The sequence below is a fragment of the Empedobacter sp. UBA5036 genome (assembly GCF_002415215.1).
GTDB lineage: Bacteria > Bacteroidota > Bacteroidia > Flavobacteriales > Weeksellaceae > Empedobacter > Empedobacter falsenii_B.
Genome location: NZ_DICC01000025.1, coordinates 1 through 21026 on the forward strand (window position 1 = coordinate 1; position 21026 = coordinate 21026).

At 33.2% G+C, this 21026-nt stretch carries 19 protein-coding genes and 1 pseudogene; 7 read left to right on the forward strand and 13 right to left on the reverse strand.

Annotated features, from left to right (window positions below; genetic code table 11):
* Positions 1–457, forward strand: a pseudogene (locus B4J88_RS04580) (transposase); the annotation flags it as partial.
* A gap of 146 nt (positions 458–603) precedes the next feature.
* Here B4J88_RS04580 and ggt read toward each other — a convergent pair.
* The 6 genes from ggt to B4J88_RS04610 form a co-directional block, all read right to left on the reverse strand.
* Complete coding sequence (gene ggt, locus B4J88_RS04585) at positions 604–2271, reverse strand: gamma-glutamyltransferase (RefSeq protein WP_291066579.1); 1668 nt, start codon at positions 2269–2271, stop codon at positions 604–606.
* A 76-nt stretch (positions 2272–2347) separates the two neighbouring features.
* Entirely contained in the window at positions 2348–5149 is a 2802-nt protein-coding gene (locus tag B4J88_RS04590; protein ID WP_291066581.1) for a TonB-dependent receptor, read from the reverse strand.
* A gap of 238 nt (positions 5150–5387) precedes the next feature.
* Positions 5388–8447 (reverse strand): translation initiation factor IF-2, encoded by a 3060-nt coding sequence (infB, locus tag B4J88_RS04595; protein ID WP_125350496.1) that lies wholly within the window; start codon positions 8445–8447, stop codon positions 5388–5390.
* 63 nt (positions 8448–8510) lie between these two features.
* On the reverse strand, positions 8511–9746 hold the full coding sequence (gene nusA, locus B4J88_RS04600) for a transcription termination factor NusA (RefSeq protein ID WP_038335048.1): 1236 nt from the start codon (positions 9744–9746) through the stop codon (positions 8511–8513).
* A 15-nt stretch (positions 9747–9761) separates the two neighbouring features.
* Positions 9762–10223 carry a ribosome assembly cofactor RimP gene (gene rimP / locus B4J88_RS04605; protein WP_291066584.1) on the reverse strand — a complete coding sequence of 154 codons (462 nt, stop codon included), beginning with the start codon at positions 10221–10223 and terminating at the stop codon, positions 9762–9764.
* 110 nt (positions 10224–10333) lie between these two features.
* Positions 10334–10819, reverse strand: a complete 486-nt coding sequence (locus tag B4J88_RS04610; protein ID WP_125350498.1) for a DUF456 domain-containing protein — start codon at positions 10817–10819, stop codon at positions 10334–10336.
* 65 nt (positions 10820–10884) lie between these two features.
* Here B4J88_RS04610 and B4J88_RS04615 point away from each other — a divergent pair, with 65 nt between their 5' ends.
* Genes B4J88_RS04615 through B4J88_RS04625 form a run of 3 tightly spaced genes read left to right on the forward strand, consistent with a single transcriptional unit; the run spans position 10885 to position 13659 of the window.
* Positions 10885–12144 carry a mechanosensitive ion channel family protein gene (locus B4J88_RS04615; protein WP_291066585.1) on the forward strand — a complete coding sequence of 420 codons (1260 nt, stop codon included), beginning with the start codon at positions 10885–10887 and terminating at the stop codon, positions 12142–12144.
* A gap of 9 nt (positions 12145–12153) precedes the next feature.
* Positions 12154–12879 carry a pyridoxine 5'-phosphate synthase gene (locus B4J88_RS04620; protein ID WP_038335044.1) on the forward strand — a complete coding sequence of 242 codons (726 nt, stop codon included), beginning with the start codon at positions 12154–12156 and terminating at the stop codon, positions 12877–12879.
* A 3-nt stretch (positions 12880–12882) separates the two neighbouring features.
* On the forward strand, positions 12883–13659 hold the full coding sequence (locus B4J88_RS04625) for an alpha/beta fold hydrolase (RefSeq protein WP_291066588.1): 777 nt from the start codon (positions 12883–12885) through the stop codon (positions 13657–13659).
* Positions 13660–13742: 83 nt separating this feature from the next.
* On the opposite strand, the gene B4J88_RS04630 is transcribed toward B4J88_RS04625, so the two are convergent.
* A complete protein-coding gene (locus tag B4J88_RS04630) occupies positions 13743–14282 on the reverse strand; it encodes a GNAT family N-acetyltransferase (RefSeq protein ID WP_291066590.1) in 540 nt (179 codons plus the stop codon).
* The gene (locus B4J88_RS04635) at positions 14273–15286 is read right to left on the reverse strand and encodes an ABC transporter ATP-binding protein (protein WP_291066591.1); all 1014 of its coding nucleotides are present in this window, start codon (positions 15284–15286) and stop codon (positions 14273–14275) included. The genes B4J88_RS04630 and B4J88_RS04635 overlap by 10 nt, the downstream gene beginning before the upstream one ends.
* Positions 15287–15386: 100 nt before the next feature.
* On the opposite strand from B4J88_RS04635, the gene B4J88_RS04640 reads away from it, so the two are divergent.
* From B4J88_RS04640 to B4J88_RS04650, 3 genes are all read left to right on the forward strand, one after another.
* A complete protein-coding gene (locus B4J88_RS04640; RefSeq protein WP_291066592.1) occupies positions 15387–16073 on the forward strand; it encodes a YceI family protein in 687 nt (228 codons plus the stop codon).
* A 161-nt stretch (positions 16074–16234) separates the two neighbouring features.
* Complete coding sequence (locus B4J88_RS04645) at positions 16235–16753, forward strand: hypothetical protein (protein ID WP_125350504.1); 519 nt, start codon at positions 16235–16237, stop codon at positions 16751–16753.
* 50 nt (positions 16754–16803) lie between these two features.
* Entirely contained in the window at positions 16804–17364 is a 561-nt protein-coding gene (locus B4J88_RS04650) for a cytochrome b/b6 domain-containing protein (protein ID WP_280051221.1), read from the forward strand.
* 32 nt (positions 17365–17396) lie between these two features.
* Here B4J88_RS04650 and B4J88_RS04655 read toward each other — a convergent pair whose 3' ends face one another.
* The 5 genes from B4J88_RS04655 to B4J88_RS04675 all read right to left on the reverse strand — a co-directional run bounded on the left by B4J88_RS04655 (position 17397) and on the right by B4J88_RS04675 (position 21004).
* Positions 17397–17918, reverse strand: coding sequence for a hypothetical protein (locus tag B4J88_RS04655; RefSeq protein ID WP_291066594.1), 522 nt, complete (start codon positions 17916–17918; stop codon positions 17397–17399).
* Between the two features lie 35 nt (positions 17919–17953).
* On the reverse strand, positions 17954–18337 hold the full coding sequence (locus tag B4J88_RS04660; protein WP_280049058.1) for a DUF423 domain-containing protein: 384 nt from the start codon (positions 18335–18337) through the stop codon (positions 17954–17956).
* A gap of 17 nt (positions 18338–18354) precedes the next feature.
* Positions 18355–19026 (reverse strand): tRNA (adenosine(37)-N6)-threonylcarbamoyltransferase complex dimerization subunit type 1 TsaB, encoded by a 672-nt coding sequence (gene tsaB / locus B4J88_RS04665; protein WP_125349897.1) that lies wholly within the window; start codon positions 19024–19026, stop codon positions 18355–18357.
* A 69-nt stretch (positions 19027–19095) separates the two neighbouring features.
* Positions 19096–19665 (reverse strand): hypothetical protein, encoded by a 570-nt coding sequence (locus B4J88_RS04670; protein WP_291059682.1) that lies wholly within the window; start codon positions 19663–19665, stop codon positions 19096–19098.
* A 16-nt stretch (positions 19666–19681) separates the two neighbouring features.
* Positions 19682–21004: a TolC family protein gene (locus B4J88_RS04675; RefSeq protein ID WP_291049676.1), complete on the reverse strand. Its 1323-nt coding sequence runs from the start codon at positions 21002–21004 to the stop codon at positions 19682–19684.
* Between the last annotated feature and the right edge of the window lie 22 nt (positions 21005–21026).

Here is a 21026-nt window from a genome sequence, read left to right on the forward strand (position 1 = left end):
AACACAAATATCTGTATTACGTCATATTCGTAATACTTCTTAATACGTAGTTTGGAAAGAAAAGTAACAGTTTACTGCTGCTATAAAAGAAAACTCCAACGCGCCAACTAAACAGGCTGCTGAAGCTACTTTAAACGATTTTGCTTCTACGTTGGAACATTAATATTCTTATGCCATCCAAAGCTCGAAAATCAACTGGGAAGTCCTTACGGTTTTCTTTGAACTCCCCGTAGATATTAGGAAAATCATATATACCACCAATCTAATTGAGAATCTAAACGGTAAAATAAGGAAGTACACTAAAAATAAATTATCCTTCCCTACAGATGAAGCTGTTATGAAATCCGTATATTTGGCTGTGAGAGAAGCAACTAAAAAATGGTCTATGCCAGTAAGAAACTGGGGAGTTATTATTGATCAATTTTTAATCCTATATCAAGAAAGGGTTAGACTCTAAAAAGTAGAACCTAACCCAAGCTTAATTTTTGAACTTACACACTTTAAGAGACAGTCCTATAAAAATCCAGAAATTAAAGACGTTTTATCATAAAGTTTTCTCTTAAAAATACAAAAGGAACTCGAATCGAGTTCCTTTTGTATTTCTTAATATCCCACTGCTTTGTCATCTCCTCTTGGGTCTGCACCAGCTTGGTATGTTCCGTCAGTGTTGACCAAAATTCCTTCTACACGTCCGTAAGGTTTACGCTCTTTCAATGTATAACCTTTTTGTTTTAAAGATTCGCGAACGTTTTCTGAAATTGCATTTGGTTCATAATCGATTTGATCTGGTAACCATTGATGATGAAATCTTGGTGCTGCAACAGCTTCTTGCATAGTCATTCCGAAATCAACAACATTCAAAATTGCTTGAAAAACAGACGTAATAATTGTAGAACCACCTGGTGTTCCCACAACCATAAACAATTTACCATCTTTCTCTAAAATCGAAGGTGTCATCGAGCTTAACATTCTTTTCGAAGGCTCTATCGCATTGGCTTTTCCTCCAACCAAACCATACAAATTTGGTGTACCTGGTTTTACAGAAAAATCATCCATTTCATCATTCAACAAAAAACCTGCACCTTCTACAACAACCAAAGATCCGTACGAATTATTCAAAGTTGTGGTTACAGAAGCTGCATTTCCATCTTTATCAACAATCACATAATGCGTCGTTTCCATCGATTCTTTACCGATTATTTCTCCCGCTTTGATTACTGAACTTGGTGTTGCTTTATCAAACGAAAAATCTTTCATTCGATTCACATTATAACTTTTATCCAACAACTGTTTTTGCGGAACTTTTATAAAATCTGGATCACCTAAATGCTCTGCGCGATCAGCATAAACGCGACGCTCTGCTTCTACCATCACTTGAATTGTAGAATCTGCCTGAAATCCCCATTTATTAATTGGATAATCTTCGATTGATTGAAATAACGAAACCAATGCAATTCCTCCACTTGAAGGCGGCGGCATCGAAATCACTTTAAGACCTTTATAATTTCCAGAAACTGGCGTTCTCCAAACTGATTGATATTCTTTTAAATCTTCGTGCGAAATAATTCCGTTTCCACGTTTCATTTCTTTCACTATTAAATCAGCTGTTTTTCCTTCATAAAAACCAGCACGACCTTTTTGTTGAATTAATTTTAATGTATTTGCTAAATCTTTTTGAACCAACAAATCTCCTTCTTTCCAAGATGATTTAGACGTTAAAGCATTCGTTTTTGAATTATATTTTACAAAATCATTATGCTTATTTGTCAGTTCGCTCGCTTGTTGTTTTGTTATTTTAAATCCTTTTTGAGCTAAATTAATAGCTGGCTGAACTAATTCTTTCCAATTTAATTTCCCATATTTTTCATGCGCTTTCACCATTCCATCGACTGTTCCGGGTACTCCTGCAGCAAATTGTCCATACAAACTAAGATCAGTAATTGCATTTCCATTTTTGTCCCAATACATATCTTCACTCGCTTTCAAAGGTGCTTTTTCACGATAATCTAACGCATCGGTCTTTCCTTTTGAATCACGATAAACCAAAAATCCACCGCCACCAATATTTCCTGCATTTGGATAAACAACCGCCAACGCAAACTGAACTGCAATAGAAGCGTCAATCGCATTTCCACCTTTTTTTAGAATTTCAACTCCAACTTTTGAAGCTTCGGGATGAGCTGTTACAACAGCTCCATTTTTGTAAGATTCTTGCGCATTCAACTGAATAATCGCGAAGAATGAAACTATAATAAATGATATTTTTTTCATAAAATCGATTTAAACAAAAATACCAAACCTTCATCAATTACGACAAAGATTTGGTAAAACATATAAACTATTTAAATTATAAACTTAATGATAAACGAGCGAAAGCAAAGCGTCCTCCTGTTCCGAATTGTTGTCCAGTACGTGAATACACAAAATATCCTGCTCCTCTATTTCCTCCAATTTTCGTTTCATCAGGATAGATATCTAACAAATTATTTGCTCCTATTGTTAACGAAATATTTTTGTTGAAAGCATAACCAAAACTCAAATCTGTTACAACTTTTCCGCTAAATGTTTGCGAATCGGCCACCGTATTTGTCGCTGCATCAACTTCTCCAAAATACACGTTTCTTAAGTAAACATTCCATTTATCCAATGAATAATTCATGGATAAATTAATTTTTGTACGAGGTATAGCCGATTCTAAATAAATACGACTTGAACGATCAAAATAAGTAGACTCTTTTCCTTTCAATAAATCGGAAGCATGTACATCACCCACAACATTTGTCTTGCTAAAAGTCGCCGATAAATCTCCACGTAATTTTCCTGCTCCCAAACGATCTTGATACGTCAAAACAACATCTATTCCTTTCGTTTCGGTATCAATTGCATTTGCGAAGAAACGAGCTGAAGTTGCATTTGCTTGTTGCAATAATTCGTAAATCTCTTTATCTTGTGCTGATGCATTTGCTGCATTACTTCCTGTGAAAGATCCTGTGTAAATGATTCGGTCATCAATTCTAATGAAATATCCGTCAACACTCAATTTGAATTTTCCCCAATTTGCCGTAGCTCCAGCCGAAACTGATTTCGATTTTTCTTCGTTCAATTGTGGAATTCCTAATAATTTTGCAGCACGACTATCATTTGTAAAAGTTCCTGAATTAGAAATTGCTCCATCTAAGAATAAACTTGATGTTGCACTAAAATATAATTGATGTAAAGATGGCGCTCTAAATCCTGTACTTGCTGCGGCTCTCAACACATAGTTTCCTAATTTGTATCGAGTCGAAATTTTTCCATTTAATGTTGAACCAAAATCTGAATAATCTTCATAACGTAACGCAGCAGCCACTAAGAAATCTTTCGTAAAATTAAATTCAGTATCTAAATACGCCGCAACAGAATGACGATTTGCATTGACTTCATTCGCTGGTAAAAATCCTGGAAAAGCTTGCGCTCCACCTGCTAAAGCAGTACCATTTACAGCGAATAATGTATTGATATTTCCATTAAAATCTTGTACATAAATTGGCTTTCCATTTCCGTCTACACCAATTTGACGAACTTTACCATAATTCGCATAAGATGACTCTTCACCTCCTACAATTTGATAATTTTCATAACGAAATTCTGCACCAAAAGCGACATTAATTCCAGCTAAAACATCATCAAAAAAACGCGTAAAATCTAGGTTGGTTGTATTCTGCGTAAAACGATATCCACCAGCTTCAAAAGATGTTGGTGAAGATTCTTTCATCGATGCGTTAACTGTATTTTTTACTCCAAAATCGATGGTATTATTTCCGTATGTGTTCGAAAAATCAACTTTCCAACCGTTAATTTCACTACGAATTCCCGCTGCTAAAGAGCGATCGTAATTATTGGTTTGAATCAATGGTAAAAATCCATTTGGATAAATTGACGCAACAGTTTGATGCAACTGAGCAGGCTGACGACGAAAGGCTGCTGATTCTCCTAAACGATAATTTAATCCTCCAAATGCATAAATTTCGGTTTTATCTGAAACTGGGAAAAGTGAATTAATAAAAATCGCACCTCCTTCATTTTTTGATTGTCCAATACGCGAAACATAATCAGCACGCGTTTCTCCACGGCGGGCTAATTCCTCCTCTGTAATATCTTTTCCAGTTGGATTTGGATATAAATCTGGTCGATTATAATCTGAAAAAATTGTTCCTGTAAATTCTTTTTGACGATTGAATGGTTGACGCTTGTCGTAAGAACCTGCAACATTTACAAATCCTCCTTTTTCTCCAACTTTTACACCATAATTCACATTCGCTTGAAAAGTTTCGCCATCAAAATTATCTTCTGCATTTTTCGAAAGATTTCCTCCATACGAAATTGACGCGCGTAGTTTATCTGTCGAATCTTCCAAGACAATATTAATCACACCTGCAATCGCATCAGAACCATATTGAGCCGCGGCTCCATCTCGAAGAATTTCAATTCGTTTAATTGCAGAAGTTGGTATTGCATTCAAATCTGTACCGACAGAACCTTTACCAAACGAACCATTAATATTAACCAATGATGTTGTATGACGACGTTTTCCATTAATCAAAACTAATACTTGATCTGGTCCTAAACCGCGCAAAGAAGCAGGATCTATATGATCTGTTCCGTCAGAAATAACTTGCGTATTCGAGCTAAAAGATGGTGCTACATAATTTAAGATTTGATTTAACGAAACTTGTCCTACATCTTTTGTAACCTCTTTAATATCTATCACATCAACTGGTGTTGAAGAATCTAATTGTGTACGTCCGACTGCGCGCGAACCAATTAAAACAACTTCGCTAAGATCAGTCTCCGAATTGATTGATTGTAAAAAGAAATCTAAAGAAACTTCATTTTCATCAAGCACATTAATCGTTTGCGTCGTTGTTGGCTCACCTATTTTTGAAACAATAATTTCATACTTCCCTGGTTCTAACGTTAGTTGATATAAACCATCTACATCTGTTGTTGTCGTGATATTCGTTCCTTTTACATTAACCGTTGCTTGATCGATTGGTCCATTTACATCTTCAACCATACCTGTGACTTTGGTTTGGGCAAATAAAAATGTTCCACCAAAAAGAGCAGTGAGAAAAAATATTTTTTTGAGTGAGTATAATTTCTTGTTCATATTTACAATTTTAAAGTCTAGCAAATTTATAGACTTTATAGAATATAAAACAAGTCGTTTTTAAATAAAATAAAAGAAAACTTTAAATTAATGTTAAACAAAAAATCTATTCTAAAAATACAATTAATAACAGAATATAATTCTATATAATAAGTAGAGTATTGATTTTTATTAAATAAAATTTCATAAAAAAAGGAGCTCAAATTGAGCTCCTTTTAAAATATTTGTTGAGAATTGATTATTTCAATTTCTTTTTAACCTCTACAGTTTCGTAAGCTTCGATAATGTCACCTACTTGAATATCATTGAAGTTTTTGATGTTAAGACCACATTCGTAACCTTTACTAACTTCTTTCACGTCATCTTTGAAACGTTTCAATGAAGCTAATTCACCATCGTGGATCACAACTCCGTCACGAATGATACGAATACTAGAGTTTCTGTAAACTTTACCGTCTAAGACCATACATCCAGCAATAGTACCAACTTTCGTTACTTTGAATGTTTCACGAACTTCAATATTACCAGTTACTTGCTCTTTCAACTCTGGAGATAACATACCTTCCATCGCTTCTTTAATCTCTTCGATCGCAGCATAGATAATTGAGTAAGTTCTAATTTCAACTTCTTCTTTTTCTGCAATATCACGAGCAGATCCACCAGGACGAACATTAAATCCAATAATAATCGCATCTGAAGCAGAAGCTAATAATACGTCAGATTCTGTAATTTGTCCAACTCCTTTGTGTAAGATGTTAACAATAATTTCTTCTGTCGAAAGTTTTTGTAAAGAGTCTGTCAATGCTTCTACAGAACCATCCACGTCCCCTTTCAAGATAATATTCAACTCTTTGAAGTCTCCTAAAGCAATACGACGTCCAATCTCATCAAGTGTAATATGTTTTTGTGTACGAATAGTTTGCTCACGTTGTAATTGATCTCTACGAGTTGCAATTTGTTTCGCTTCGCGTTCATCTTCGTAAACTTTGAACTTATCACCTGCTGTTGGCGCACCCGCTAATCCTAATATCGTAACTGGTGTTGATGGTCCAGCAACTTTGATATTGTTACCACGCTCATCTAACATTGCACGAACTTTACCATGGTGAGATCCTGCTAATACATAATCTCCGATGTGTAATGTACCTGTTTGTACAATAATTGTCGAAACATATCCACGTCCTTTATCTAATGCAGCTTCTACAACTGTACCAGATGCTTTACGTTTTGGATTCGCTTTAAGGTCTAATACCTCAGCTTCTAATAATACTTTTTCTAATAAATCTTCTACTCCTAAACCAGATTTAGCCGAGATTTCTTGAGATTGGTAAGTACCACCCCAGTCTTCAACTAATAAGTTCATTTGAGCTAATTGCTCTTTTACTTTTTCTGGGTTAGCTGCTGGTTTATCAACCTTATTGATAGCGAATACCATTGGTACTCCAGCTGCTTGAGCGTGAGAAATTGCTTCACGTGTTTGTGGCATGATTTGGTCATCGGCCGCAATTACAATAATTGCAATATCCGTTACTTGAGCACCACGAGCACGCATCGCTGTAAAGGCCTCGTGACCTGGTGTATCTAAGAACGCTACACGCTTACCACTTGGCAATGTTACGTTATACGCACCAATGTGTTGTGTAATACCTCCAGACTCACCAGCAATTACGTTTGCTTTACGAATATAATCTAATAAAGATGTTTTACCATGGTCAACGTGTCCCATTACAGTTACAATTGGCGCACGAGTTACTAAATCTTCTTCGTTATCGATTTCTTCTTCTTCAGTTGAGATTTCTTCTTCAGCATTAGCAAATACTGCTTCGAATCCGAAATCATCTGCAACTAATTGAATTGTATCCGCTTCAAGACGTTGGTTCATGGTAACCATGATTCCCAATGACATACATGCAGAGATAACTTCTGTAACAGAAACATCCATTAACGAAGCTAATTCGTTAACCGTTACAAATTCTGTTACATGTAAAGTTTTGTCCATGTCTATTGCTTCTTGCTCTTGCTCAGCAAACTCACGACGTTCTTTACGTTTGTCTCTTCTGTGTTTAGCCCCTTTAGATCCTTTTCCTTTGTTAGTAAGTTTATCTAAAGTGTCTTTAATTTGTTTTTTAACATCTTCGTCAGAAAGTTCTACTTGAGGAACTCTTGGTCCACGGTTGTTTCCACCTCTAAAGTTTCCACCACCTTGACGATTTCCACCTTGACCTCCTGGGCGATTTCCTCCTTGTCCTTGACCTCCTTGACGGTTGTTATTATTTCCTCCTCCATGGTTGTTATTACCACCTTGGCGGTTATTATTATTTCCTCCGTGGTTGTTGTTACCACCTTGACGATTATTATTGTTTCCTCCGTTTTCTCCAGCTTTTGTTACATCTTCTGGTTTAACGTTTTTCTGGATACGTTTGCGCTTTTTCTTGTCAGCAGCGTTATTAGCACCTTTTTGATTCCCTTTTTTATCGTCAGTTTTTTTCTTATCAAATTTAGATAAGTCAATCTTTGCACCTGTAAAATTAGGTCCATCTAATTTTGTGTAGACAGTTTCAATTTTTTGAGGTTCAACTGCTGCTACTTCTTCAATTTCTTCTTTCTTCACTTCAGGCTTCGCTTCCGTTTTTATTTCAGGCTTTTTAACCTCTTCCACCTTTTTAGGTTCTTCTTTCTTCACCTCTTTTTTAACTTCCGCCTTCGGTGCTTCCGCCTTTTTAGGTTCTGCTTGCTCTTTTTTAGGAGCTGGAGAATCTTGCTTTTTAGGTTTACCTGTATTATTTATTTTATCAAGATCAATAACTTTTATCACTTTCGGTCCTTTCGGTTCCTCTTTTGATTCAGTTTTAGGTTCAGCTTTTGGTGCCTCCTCTTTCTTGATTTCTTCTTTCTTCACCTCTTCTTTTGCCGCAGGTTTTTCTACTTTGGCTTTAGGTTTCAAAGCATCTAAGTCTATTTTTCCAACAGTCTTTGGTCCTTCCAATTCAACTTTCGTCGTTTCAATGATTTCAGGTTTCTTTTCTACTGGTTTTTCAGTTGCAGCTTTTGCCTCTGCTTCTTTTTTCTCAGCGGCTTTGATATCTGAAATTTTGTTAATGACTACTTCACCGGAAGCTTGCTTTTGTTTAGCATCAGATCGGAACTCATTAACTAAAATATCGTAAGTTGGCACGTCGATTTTAGAGTTCGGATTTTTTTCTACTGTTGTACCCTTCCCTTCTAAAAAATCAACAGCTCTATCTATTGATATATTTAATTCTTTTAATACTTTACTTAATCTTATTGTTTCCGACATATGAAGCTAATCTCTTATTTTAATGTTTGCAAATGTATGAATTGTTTATGACTTGAGAATGAATTAATCTTCAAACTCTTCTTTTAACACACGGATTACGTCTAAGATCGTCTCTTCTTCTAGATCCGTACGTTTAATTAAATCATCAACATCTTGTTCTAAAATACTTTTGGCAGTATCTAACCCGATAGCACTAAATGCTTCGATTACCCATGCATCGATTTCGTCTGAGAATTCTGATAATTCTACGTCTTCGTCTTGGGCTCCTTCTCTGAAAATATCAATTTCCATTCCAACTAATTTAGAAGCTAAACGAACATTGTAACCTCCTTTACCAATTGCTTTCGAAACTTCGTCTGCATTTACGTAAACTAAGGCTTTGTTTTCTTCTTCATTAATTTCGATATTCGAAATTTTAGCTGGGCTTAAAGCGCGTTGAATAAACAAACTCATGTTGTTTGTGTAGTTGATTACGTCGATGTTCTCGTTACGTAATTCGCGTACAATTGAATGGATACGAGATCCTTTCATTCCGACACAAGCTCCTACTGGATCGATACGATCGTCGTAAGATTCTACTGCAACTTTTGCTTTATCTCCAGGGATACGAACTACATTTTTGATTGTAATTAATCCGTCTAAAATTTCTGGAATTTCTTGTTCAAATAATTTCTCTAAGAATTTTGGTGATGTTCTAGATAAAATAATTTGAGGTTTTGCTCCTCTTAATTTTACGTCATCTACAACTGCACGTAATGTATCTCCTTTTCTGAAAAAATCTGATGGTATTTGATTTTCTTTTGGTAAAATCATTTCGTTTTGTTCGTCATCCATAATAATCACTTGTTTGTGACGTACATAGTGGATTTCTCCTGAAACTACTTCTCCAATTAAACCTTTAAATTTCTCATATAAATTAGAGTTATCATGCTCCATTACTTTAGAAACCAATGTTTGGCGTAATGTTAAAATCGCACGACGACCTAATGCTTCGATCGGAATTTTTTCCGATACTTCTTCACCTACTTCAAAATCTGGCTCAATTTTACGTGCTTCAGATAATTCGATATCTGTTGCGTCGTCTTCTGAAAAACCGTCTTCTACAACGATACGGTTATGCCAAATCTCTAAGTCTCCTTTATCAGGATTTACAATAATATCAAAGTTATCATCTGTACCATATTTCTTTTTCAAAACACTTTTCAGGGTTTCTTCTAAGATTGCCATCAGCGTAATACGGTCGATGTTCTTATCGTCTTTAAAATCTCCAAAAGATTCAATTAATGCAAGATTGTCCATTAAACTTTAATTTTTTTAAAAGGTGACTTTTATAATCGCTTTCTTGATGTCAGCGTAATTTATTTTTTCTTCGTGTTCTACTGTAATTTTTCCTTTTCCTACAGGTTTTGGTTCGCGCGCTTCCCAAAAAATTGTGACACCTTCTTCATCGGCTTCTACAATTTCGCCTTCCATCACTTTGTCGCTTAATGTAGCTTCTAAAGTTCTACCTACATTTTTGGCAAATTGGCGTGGCATGGTTAGGTTACTTCCTACTCCCGGAGAGGAAACCTCTAATGCAAAATCACATTCTTCTCTATCAAGATTGTGTTCTACATATCGGCTTATTCTTACAATTTCTTCGACTGAAAGACCTTCGTCTCCATCTGCTAAAATTACAATTTTATTATCTGGAGTGATTTTCCAATCGATAAGAAACAATGACGGATTTTCCGCAATTGCTTCGTCTATCAGCTGTTTTACTTTACTTGAATCCATATACAACGAAAAAGAGAGCTATAACCAGCCCTCCTCCATTTATTCCTTTAAATTCTTTGCAAATATAGGTCATTTTTTTTTATTGACCTAATTTCAACCATTTAATCTGATTAATTCATCAATTGATATACAAATATTCCGATAAATATTAACGTTAATATAATGTCGTAACCTGTTGTTAAAATAAATCCTACAAAAGATCCGAAAGCAGATTTTAATGCAACTTTAGGCGAAGCCGCAGTAAAAATTAATTCGCCTAATAATGCTCCCAAAAAAGGACCTACGATAAAACCAATTGGTGGAAAAAATAATCCGATAATTAATCCGATAATAGATCCCCAAATTCCATATTTTGTTCCACCTAATTTTTTGGTCATGTAAGCTGGTAATAAATAATCTAAAAGCGCACCTAATAACACAAAAAGTCCTGCAATAATTATCGTTCCCCAATTGTAACTACAATCCCCACTGAATTTGAAAACCAATAATCCGACCAATGCCAAAGGTGCTCCTGGTAAAACTGGCAAAACAGTTCCGACCAAACCAACAACCAATAAAATTCCACTAATAAGATTTAGTATACTATCGTTATCCATTATTTTAGTATTTTTAAAACTGTAACTTTGCACAAACAAATCTATTTAAACTCAATTAACAGCTTATGCAAGATAAATCTTTTTATGAAGAATTTTCTGATGGTGTAAAATTTTTTTTCAATCAATATTTCAAAATTGATTTGTCTGAAAATCTTTTTAATTTCTTAGAAATTGTCTCTTGGATAGCTATTCTTTTTGTGTTAGATTTTGTGCTAAGAGCTATTATTCTTCCGCTTCTAAAAAAACTGAAAAATTTCACCGAAAACGATTGGTTGAAGTTTTTGTACAAAAACAAAGTCTTTGTTTCAGCTATTCATCTCATTCCAATCAGTTTTGCATTAAGCATGAATGTTATTTTGTTCAAGAATGAAGGAAATATTTTTCATGTTGTTCAACGCATTACACAACTTATTTCATTAATCGTTTTTACGCAACTTATTTTCCGAGTTATCAATACAATTATTGATGTGTACAACGAAGAAAACAGTTATACCACAATTGGAGTGCGAACTTTTGGGCAAATGTTGAAGTTTATTATCACATTTTTTGCGATAATTTCTGGAATAATGATTTTGTTTACGGTTGATAAAAACACAATTATTACTGTTCTCGGAGCTTTAACTGCAGCTGTTTTATTGATTTTTCGTGATGCGATTTTCGGATTTGTTTCTGGCTTGCAAATCTCCTATTCTAAAATTGTAAAAGTTGGCGATTGGATTACCGTTTCAAAGGGCGATATTGAAGGAACAGTAAAAGAAATTAACATCAATTTGGTGAAAATTGAGAAGTTTGATAAATCTATTGCAACGGTTCCTACTGTGGATTTGGTTTCGTCGCAAGTAACCAATCATATGGCGATGTTGGCGACTGGAACACGTCAAATAAAACGTTCGGTTTCGTTTAATGTTAATTCGTTTCAGTTTTGTAACGAAGAAATGTTAAATCGTTTCGAAAATATTACTTTAATTCATCATTATATTCAACAAAAACGTCACGAAATCTCCATCTATAATCAAAACATTGAAAATTCTGATTTAGATATTAATGGTAAAAATTTAACCAATATTGGTGTTTTTAGAATTTATGTTGAACATTATTTAAAAAGTTTGAAAACTGTTTCGCAAAATGATCCAATTATTGTGAAACAATTACCTGTTTCTCCACTTGGAATGCCGTTAGAAATTGGTTGTTTTACAACTTCGGCAAGCAATTTGGAATTTGAAAGAATTCAGTCCGATATTTTCGATCATTTGTTGACAGCTTGTCGTAAATTTGACTTAGAAATTATGCAAAGCATTTCGCTTTCTGATATAAAAAAATTATAATATAAAATCATGACTAAATTAAGTGTTAATATAAATAAAATTGCCACAATTCGTAATGCACGTGGTGGAAATACGCCAAATCTTGTAGAAGCGGCAATCAAAATTCAGGAATTCGGAGGACAAGGAATTACGATTCATCCACGTCCAGATGAACGTCATATTCGTTACCAAGATGTGTACGATTTGAAACCTGTTGTAACAACTGAATTTAATATTGAAGGAAAACCGATTGATAGTTTCATGGAATTGGTTTTAAACTCAAAACCAGAACAAGTTACCTTGGTTCCTGACGCAGAAGATGCGATTACATCAAATGCTGGTTGGGATACAATCAAACATTTTGATTATTTAACTGATGTGATTAAAACCTTTAAAGACGCTGGAATCAGAACATCTATTTTCTTAGATCCAAATCCTGCTTTAATTGAAAGTGCTGCAAAAACTGGTGCTGATCGAATCGAATTGTACACAGAAGAATTTGCAACGCAATATGGTTTAGGAAACCTTGAAGCAATCAATCCATATAAAGAAACAGCTAAATTGGCAATTGAAAACGGCTTGGCTGTAAATGCTGGACACGACTTGAGTTTGGACAATATTGAATATTTTATTCGCGAAATTCCAACAATTGCAGAAGTTTCTATTGGACACGCGTTAATTTCTGAAGCTTTATATTTAGGTTTAGAAAATACGATACAAGCGTATTTACGTAAAATTGAATTAGCAAATTTGTAAAAAATGACAGAAATCTTACATAGCAAAATTGTCGGTTCTGGTGAAAAACATTTGTTGGTTTTTCATGGATTATTCGGGCAATTGGATAATTGGAGCACATTAGGAAAACATTTTGGTGAATATTTTACGACACATTTGATTGATTTACGCAATCATGGACGTAGCTTTCATAGCGAAGATTCTTCTTTAGCAGCGATGACGCAAGATATCGTGAATTATATGGACACAAATTCTATCGAAAAAGCACATTTGTTGGGACATTCTCTTGGCGGAAGAATTGTGATTGATTTTGCAATGATTCATCAAAATAGATTAGATCATTTGATTGTGGCGGATATGGCACCAAAAGCATATCAACCTCATCATAACGCGATTTTCAAAGCATTGAAATCTGTCAATTTTGATCAAGTTGAAACTCGAAAAGATGTAGAAACGACTTTAGAACAATATATTCCTGAAATTGGTGTGCGACAATTTTTGTTGAAAAACGTTTATCACGCCGATAATGGAAAATATGCTTTTCGATTCAATTTAGCTATTTTGGAGAAATTTTACCAAGAGATGATTGGTTCTGAATTATTGAAAGGAGAATTTGATGGTCCAACTTTATTTTTGGGTGGTGCAAATTCAAATTACATTATGCCAGAAGATGAAATGATTATCAAAGAGCGTTTTCCAAATGCGGAAATCAAGAAAATTGCAAATGCAGGACATTGGTTACATGCCGAAAATCCAAAAGATTTTACAGCAGAAGTTTTAGATTTCTTGTTGAATAAATAAAAACAAAAAAGCGAAATTCTAAATTTGAATTTCGCTTTTTTTATATCTGATTATCATTCCAAGTTTATCGAGGAATCTATTCTTTAACTCAATTTATTTTCTCTCAACAACGACCAATAAATCATAGTTGAATCTCGACTCAATTCAGTGAAATTTAGTTTTGTTAAAAGCTTGGTTGAACCAATATTTTCTATCAAACAACAAGCGGTTACTTCTTCTAAAGTTTCTTTTGTAAATGCCCAATTTATTAATTCCATAGCTGCTTCAACGGCAAAACCTTGTTTTCTTTCTGCTTCGATAATTCCATAACCAATATCACAACTTCTTCCAACAAAATTATAACCTTTAAAACCAATGTCACCAATTATTTCTCGTGTTGATTTCTTGATAATCATCCACGATTCGAAACCTGTTGGTGCGTCAACTTTAGACAAGTTTACAATAATTCGAGGCAATGTTTCGATTACATCTGCATCTGGCCAACCTTTTCCTCTAATCAAATTTAATTGCTCTAATTCGGTATAATTATTTTGTAATATATTTTCGCAAATGGAAATCGTGAATGGCATCAAAATTAATCGTTCGCTACACAATTCCGTTACTTGTAAACTTTCTAAATGCATAATTGATGAAATTTTATAACTTCAAAATGTATCAATTCATCTTTCGTTAATTTTTGAGAAGAATAAGTCAACAATTCAATGTTTTTGAATGTAAATCTTACCAAATAATCTCTTCCCTGAAATTTTGATGAAATTACTTTTCCTTCGAATTTTCCATTTTCAGAAATTGTAATTTCTTCTGGATAAATGACAATTTTAGACGAATCAATTCCTAAATCTTGCGAATCATCCAACACATTTACATAACCAAAAAGTTTGGCCACATAAGCTGTCGCAGGAGAATTTCGCACATTCTCGACCTCATCAAACTGAATCATTTTTCCGTTTTGCAAAACTAAAATTTTATCCGAAGTATAAAAAGCATCATTCAAATCATGCGTTGTAAAAATCACTGTAATTTGATGCTCCTTGCACCAATCCATAATTTTTTCTCGAATGGTTAATTTTAATATTTGATCTAAATTAGAAAAAGGTTCATCCAGCAACAAAATTTCGGGTTGTTGTGCCAAAGCTCGTGCAATAGACACACGCTGTCGCTGACCTCCACTCAACTTATTTGGAAAAATATGTTTAAAATCTAACATTTCAACTACCGTTAACGCTTCGTCAATTTGTTGTTGCTTAAGTTCTAAATCAAAATTACTTAAAAATTTCCCGACATTCTCACCAACCGTCACAAAATCTAACAAATCATAATCTTGCGCTACGTATTTCATCATTTTATGACCTGGAATCAAGTTATAAGCAGGACCACGTAATTTTTTGGTATGATAGTAAATTTCTCCTTCTTTAAAATCCAGCAAACCATAAATCAATTTCAGTAAAGTTGATTTTCCACTTCCACTTTCTCCGATAATACTTATCACTTCGCCTTTGTTAACTGCAAAATTGATGTTATCGAGTACTTTTTCTTCGAAATCTGGATAATTATAACTGAGTTGTTTTACGTTTAGCACGATTGAATAATTTTTCTTATGTTTGGCTAAGGTATTAGATTTATTCAATATGAAATAATTGTTTAATTATTTCATTTATTGATATAAATCAATATCAACTATTAATTTATACTATAGTTTTGTAAAAGAAAAAATTAAAAAAAGCAATATGAAAAAATTATTCTTAGGATTGGCTGTTGTTTCTGCTATTGCATTAACTTCTTGTGGAGGAAAAACTGAAACTAAAGCTGCAACTGAAGCTCAAGAAGGAGCAACATCAACTGAAGGAGCGGCAGAATATGCTGTTGATACGACTGCATCTGTTGTAAATTGGAAAGGTGGAAAAACTTTTGACGATATCAACAAACCAGAAGAAGGTCACTACGGAGTAGTAAAATTAAAAGAAGGTTCTGTAAAAGTACACGATGGAGTTTTAGAATCAGGGAAATTTGTTGCTGATTTTGCTTCTTTCGAATCTAAAGATTTAGATGCTGATGCAGAAAGCAAAGGAAAATTAGATGGACACTTAAAATCTGCTGATTTCTTAGACGTTGAAAAATTCCCAACTGCAACTTTCGAAATTACAGGAGTTAAAGCTTTAGAAGGTGGAGATTACAATTCAGAAATTTCTGGAAACTTAGATTTCCGTGGAGTTCCTAAAAATGTAACTTTCAAAGCTAATGTAACTGTTGATGCGAATGGTGTAACAATCAAATCTGAAGAATTCGGAATTAACCGTAAAGATTTCGGAATTGTTTTCACAGGTGGTGGAGGATCTATTGTAAAAGACGAAGTTTTATTACAAGTAGATTTAGCTGCTAAACCAGCTACTGCAACAGCAGAAGCTGCAAAATAATCGAATTGAATATTCATAAAATAATAGAAGCCATTTATCTTAGATAGATGGCTTTTTTGTTTTAGAGGCGAAAAAATATAATTTCTCTCATTTTTTTTGTGATAATTAATTGAACTTAATTATATTCGTACTCATAATTAATAACATACATTAACAAAACAATGAAAACAATTAAGTTCTTCCATCCGGATGAAACATTTAATTATAATATTGAAAAATCGTTATGTAAAGTCGTTTTTCAAGGAAATAAAAAATGTTTGTTGGTAGAAATACATTCGACTGATGACTTAGAACACGTAGAAGGCGATTCGTTACAAAACGATTTTCCTCAACTTTCTTTATTTATTGATGATTTTCCTTTGGATGTAGAATCTGTAGAGGAATTAAATGGTAAAGAAGTTTCTATTCCTTACGGTTTTGCCGAGGAAGAAGACGAAGAAGGTGAAACGGTGGAAGTATATTACACAACGTTGAATGCTTCGGAAGAAGATTACGAAACGGTGAACAACGAATTAACTTTTAGTGTAAACGACAAAGGAATTTTGACTCTTAATTGGAAAGGTGAAGTACAAGATTTCGTAGATGAATCTGACAAAGATGTTCCTTTCGAAATTGAATGTACATTTGAAGAATTCGAATTTGACGAAGACGATTTTGAAGAAATAATAAAACCAAAATAAATAAAAAAACGGCTCAGAATCTGAGCCGTTTTTTTTTATCACTTTAAATTATGAAAAAGTTTACTTTAACTCATCGATTATTACATTGGACAATCGGAATATCGATGATAATGCTTTTCTTAACTGGTTTTTTGAGAATGGAATGGATGAGCAAGAAAAATCTTTCTGCTTTGATTACTAATGAAGTTTCAAAAGAAGGTTTAAACATTTCTGACGCTACTTTAAAAACAATTGGAAGAAGTTCTTTAGAACCAATGTGGCAATGGCACGAAATATTTGCTTATATCGCTTTAGGTCTTTTTACTGCCCGAATTGTTTATATGCTGGTAAAGGGAATCCGATTTCCTAATCCTTTGAAAAGTCATTCAACATCCGAAAAATTTCAGGGAATAATTTATATGATTTTCTATTTGTTAATGCTAATTAATATTGTGACAGGATTTTATTTAATGTGGGGAAATGGAACTTACAAAGACCCAATGGAAGAACTGCATAAAACTGCAATTTATTGGTTTCCTATCTTTTTTCTTATTCATCTCATTGGAGTTATTATCGATGAAGTCAATAAAAATTCTGGAATTGTTTCGAAAATGATAAATGGTAAAGATTAAAAATAAAAAAGACACTTTATAAAGTGTCCTTTTTATTTAAACATTTGATATATTTTATCTTTTTCGTAACCTTCGATAGTTACTTTTTGATCAGTACTATAAAATGTATATTCTTTACGATTATCTGTATCTATAATATAATTCGGAAAAGATTTATTTGGTCTTCTCATTCTTGCTTCTTTGAGATTTTTTCGATCCTTATTAGATATCAAAAAAGTCTTTTTATCAAGAATCAAAAAATAATATTCTTTTTGCAACGAATAATAGTTGCTTGACGATTTTACAGTTAAAATTAATTTATTATCCTTTACTTGATAAGTTCCTTCAGCAAAACCATAATTAGCATTATTAATTTCTTTACCGTTTCTGTCTAACTCTACAATACAGCTAAGAAAAACAGACTTGTATTTGAATTGTTGATTATTAAACAATTTCAATTCAAAGTTGCTATGTTTAAAGATTAAAGGAGTCGTCAATACTAATTTATCTTGCGCTTTTGTATTAATTGCAAGTAAAAATAATAATCCAAGCAATAATTTATTCCACAAATTCATATAACTGGTTAACAATTATATAAATTTAAAGAAAATTATTTTCCTTTCATAAAAATCCAAGCCAATAAACCCCAACCGATAATCATGAATAATCCTCCAAGTGGCGTAATTGGTCCTAAAAATTTAAGGTTTGCATTCCAATGTTCTGCGAATGACAACAAATAGATACTTACAGAAAAAACAAATGTTCCGGCAATTAAACACCAAGCTGCAGAACGTTCTAATCCGTTATTAAATTGAAAATACATTCCAACAGCTAACAAAACAATTGCGTGATACATTTGATAACGTACTCCGACTTCAAAACTTGCTAATTTTTCGGCTGGTAAAATTTTCTTGAACGCATGAGCTCCGAAAGCGCCTAATATAACCGCGGTCATTCCGTATAATGAAGCGATTGTTAACACAAGATTTTTCATAAATTATATCTTTTATTTTATTCAGATTTCTTTTTTCCAGTCACAAAATCCTTCAAATAATATGGCTCGAAATACGCAACATCTTCAAATGATTTTTGATTAAATTTTTCTTCCGCAACACGAATCATATCCTTTGCCGATGGAAAAGTTTGTATAAACGTAGCATCCAAATGTGCTAAAACTTCTTGACATTTTTCAGCTCCATCACCCACAAAAATAATTTTCTTTCCTTTCAATTCTTCAAAAGAAGTTTCGTCGATTACTTTCGCTTCAGTTTCTGTCAACTGATTTCCTTGCTTATCGAATAAAGCTGTATAGACTTCCATTCGTCTTGCATCAATCATTGGAATAATATAATCTATCTCTTGATTTAATTGTGATTCCGCCAAAATTTGCAACGAATTAATTGCCATAAGTGGAATATCAGATCCATATGCAAAACCTTTGGCAGACGAAACGCCAATACGCAAACCTGTGTAAGAACCTGGGCCTTTTGAAACACAAACCGCCTCTATATCTTTCCAATTTATTTGCGCGCCTTCCACGCACCAATCCACAAACTGATTCAGTTTTTCACCATGTGCATAATTTTCATCACTTTCTTCAACCAAACATAGTTGAACGCCATCTTTAGCAATCGAAACCGAACAATTTTTTGTTGAAGTTTCTAAATTTAAGATTGTTGCCATGCTGCAAAGATACATCACGAAAGTTAGATGATTTATGTTTGATAAGATGATTTTCTTTCGGAAATGGAGTTAATCCTGATAATTTTCTACGAAATGATAAAAAGTATTATTTGATTTATCGTATATAAGGATATTATAATGAGGATATTTCGCAATTTGATAATATTCTAATTCTCCTATATTATTAAATTCTGTAAAAAAATCAAGTTTATTATATATTTCAGGAAATTTACTCTTGATAAAATTTATTTTCTCTAAAATTGTAACTTCATTTGTTTTCATTAATTCATTATCCGAAATGTCAGCTTTATCTGTTTTCAAATCATTTAAAAATTTGAATAAATCATTTTTATCTGATTGATATTTAAAAAAGCATTGATAAAAACCTCCTAAAAAATCCATTTTAACCCCTTTTTGATTTTTAATTTCAAATATTAAACCTTTACCATAAACATCTCCTAATTTAATGGAATTAATAGCTGTAGTATTTTGAAATAGTTTGTCAATACCTTTTTTCCACACAACTTCAGTCGTAGTTGATGCTTTATTTTTTACTTTCTGAATAGTATTATCTTTAACCTCATCTATTTTTGAACACGATAAAAAACTGAATAAGAACAATAAAAATATATTTTTCATAAGCTTTATTTAACTTTTATTTCCCTTCCAACGTTATTGGAACGCCAGCATAGAAATCTAATACTTTTTGTTTGAAAATGTAATTGTATTTCGCTTGCAACATTTGCGATTCTGCAACCATCATATCATTACGCGAACGGTTAAAATCGTATTGATTAATGACTCCAGCATTGTAAGATTTTTGTGCAAAATCGTATGAAATTTTCGCATATTTTACCGCTTCTTTCGACGAGTCGTATGACGCATAAGAACTATTTACTTCGAAATACGCAGATTGAACATTTTTCAGCACATCTTGTTTCGATTGTAGAAGGTCAACTTTTGCTAAATCCTCGTTGATTAATGCTTTCTGAATATTAATTTTATAGGAATATTGATTCCAAATTGGAATACTCACACCAACTCCAAAAACGCCTGTTACATTATGTCCTAATTGCTCTAATAATGCATCTTGACGTAATCTTTTATTGAAATATTGTAGATAATTCGTTCCGAAATTGAAACTTCCTGTCACTTTTGGAAATAATGAAGTTCGCGCGATTTGAGTTTCTTTCGCAGCAACATCAATTTGCAATTCGGCATGTTTTACAGAAGGCTGATTTTGATAAGCCGTTTCTACCACATCATCCAAATTATACAATTGAGACGTTACATTATCTGGAATTTTGACATCAGTTACAGCAAAATTTCGGTAATCATTTAATTGCAACAACATCGCTAAATTGAACAATGCACGCTCTATTTCGATTTGTGCATTTACCACTTCACGTGTATTTGTCGCGACTTCAGATTCAGATTGAGCAACAACAGATTGAGCTACTGAACCAGCTTTGAATTTCTTTTGATTTTGATCCAATAATTGTTTCGAAATAGTTAGATTTCCTACTGCAACTTGTTTCAATTCTTTGTTCAATAAAACCGCCAAATAATAATTTGCAACTTGTAACGAAATATCATTTATCGTCATCGCAGTTTGTACTTTCGACGCTTCTAATTCCAAAGCAGCTTTGTCTTTATTCAATTGAACAACTCCACCATTGTAAATATTGATGCTAGATTGTACGCCAAATGAATGCGCAAATTGATAATATCCCTTTTCTATTGTTGGATTATAAGTTCCGATTGTAAAGTTAGTATCTACATAACCCGAAACCGTTGGCAACCAAGCGTTATAGGTTAATTCTAAATTTTTATTAAAAATTTCTTGGTTGATGGTATTCTGTTGAACAGTCAAATTATTTTTCGAAGCATATTCAATACATTTTTCAATTGTCCATCCTTCTTGGGCAAACGAAGGAAGAGAAGTAATAAATAGTAAAGTAAAAAATAATTGTTTCATAGACTATTCTTGTCAGAAAATT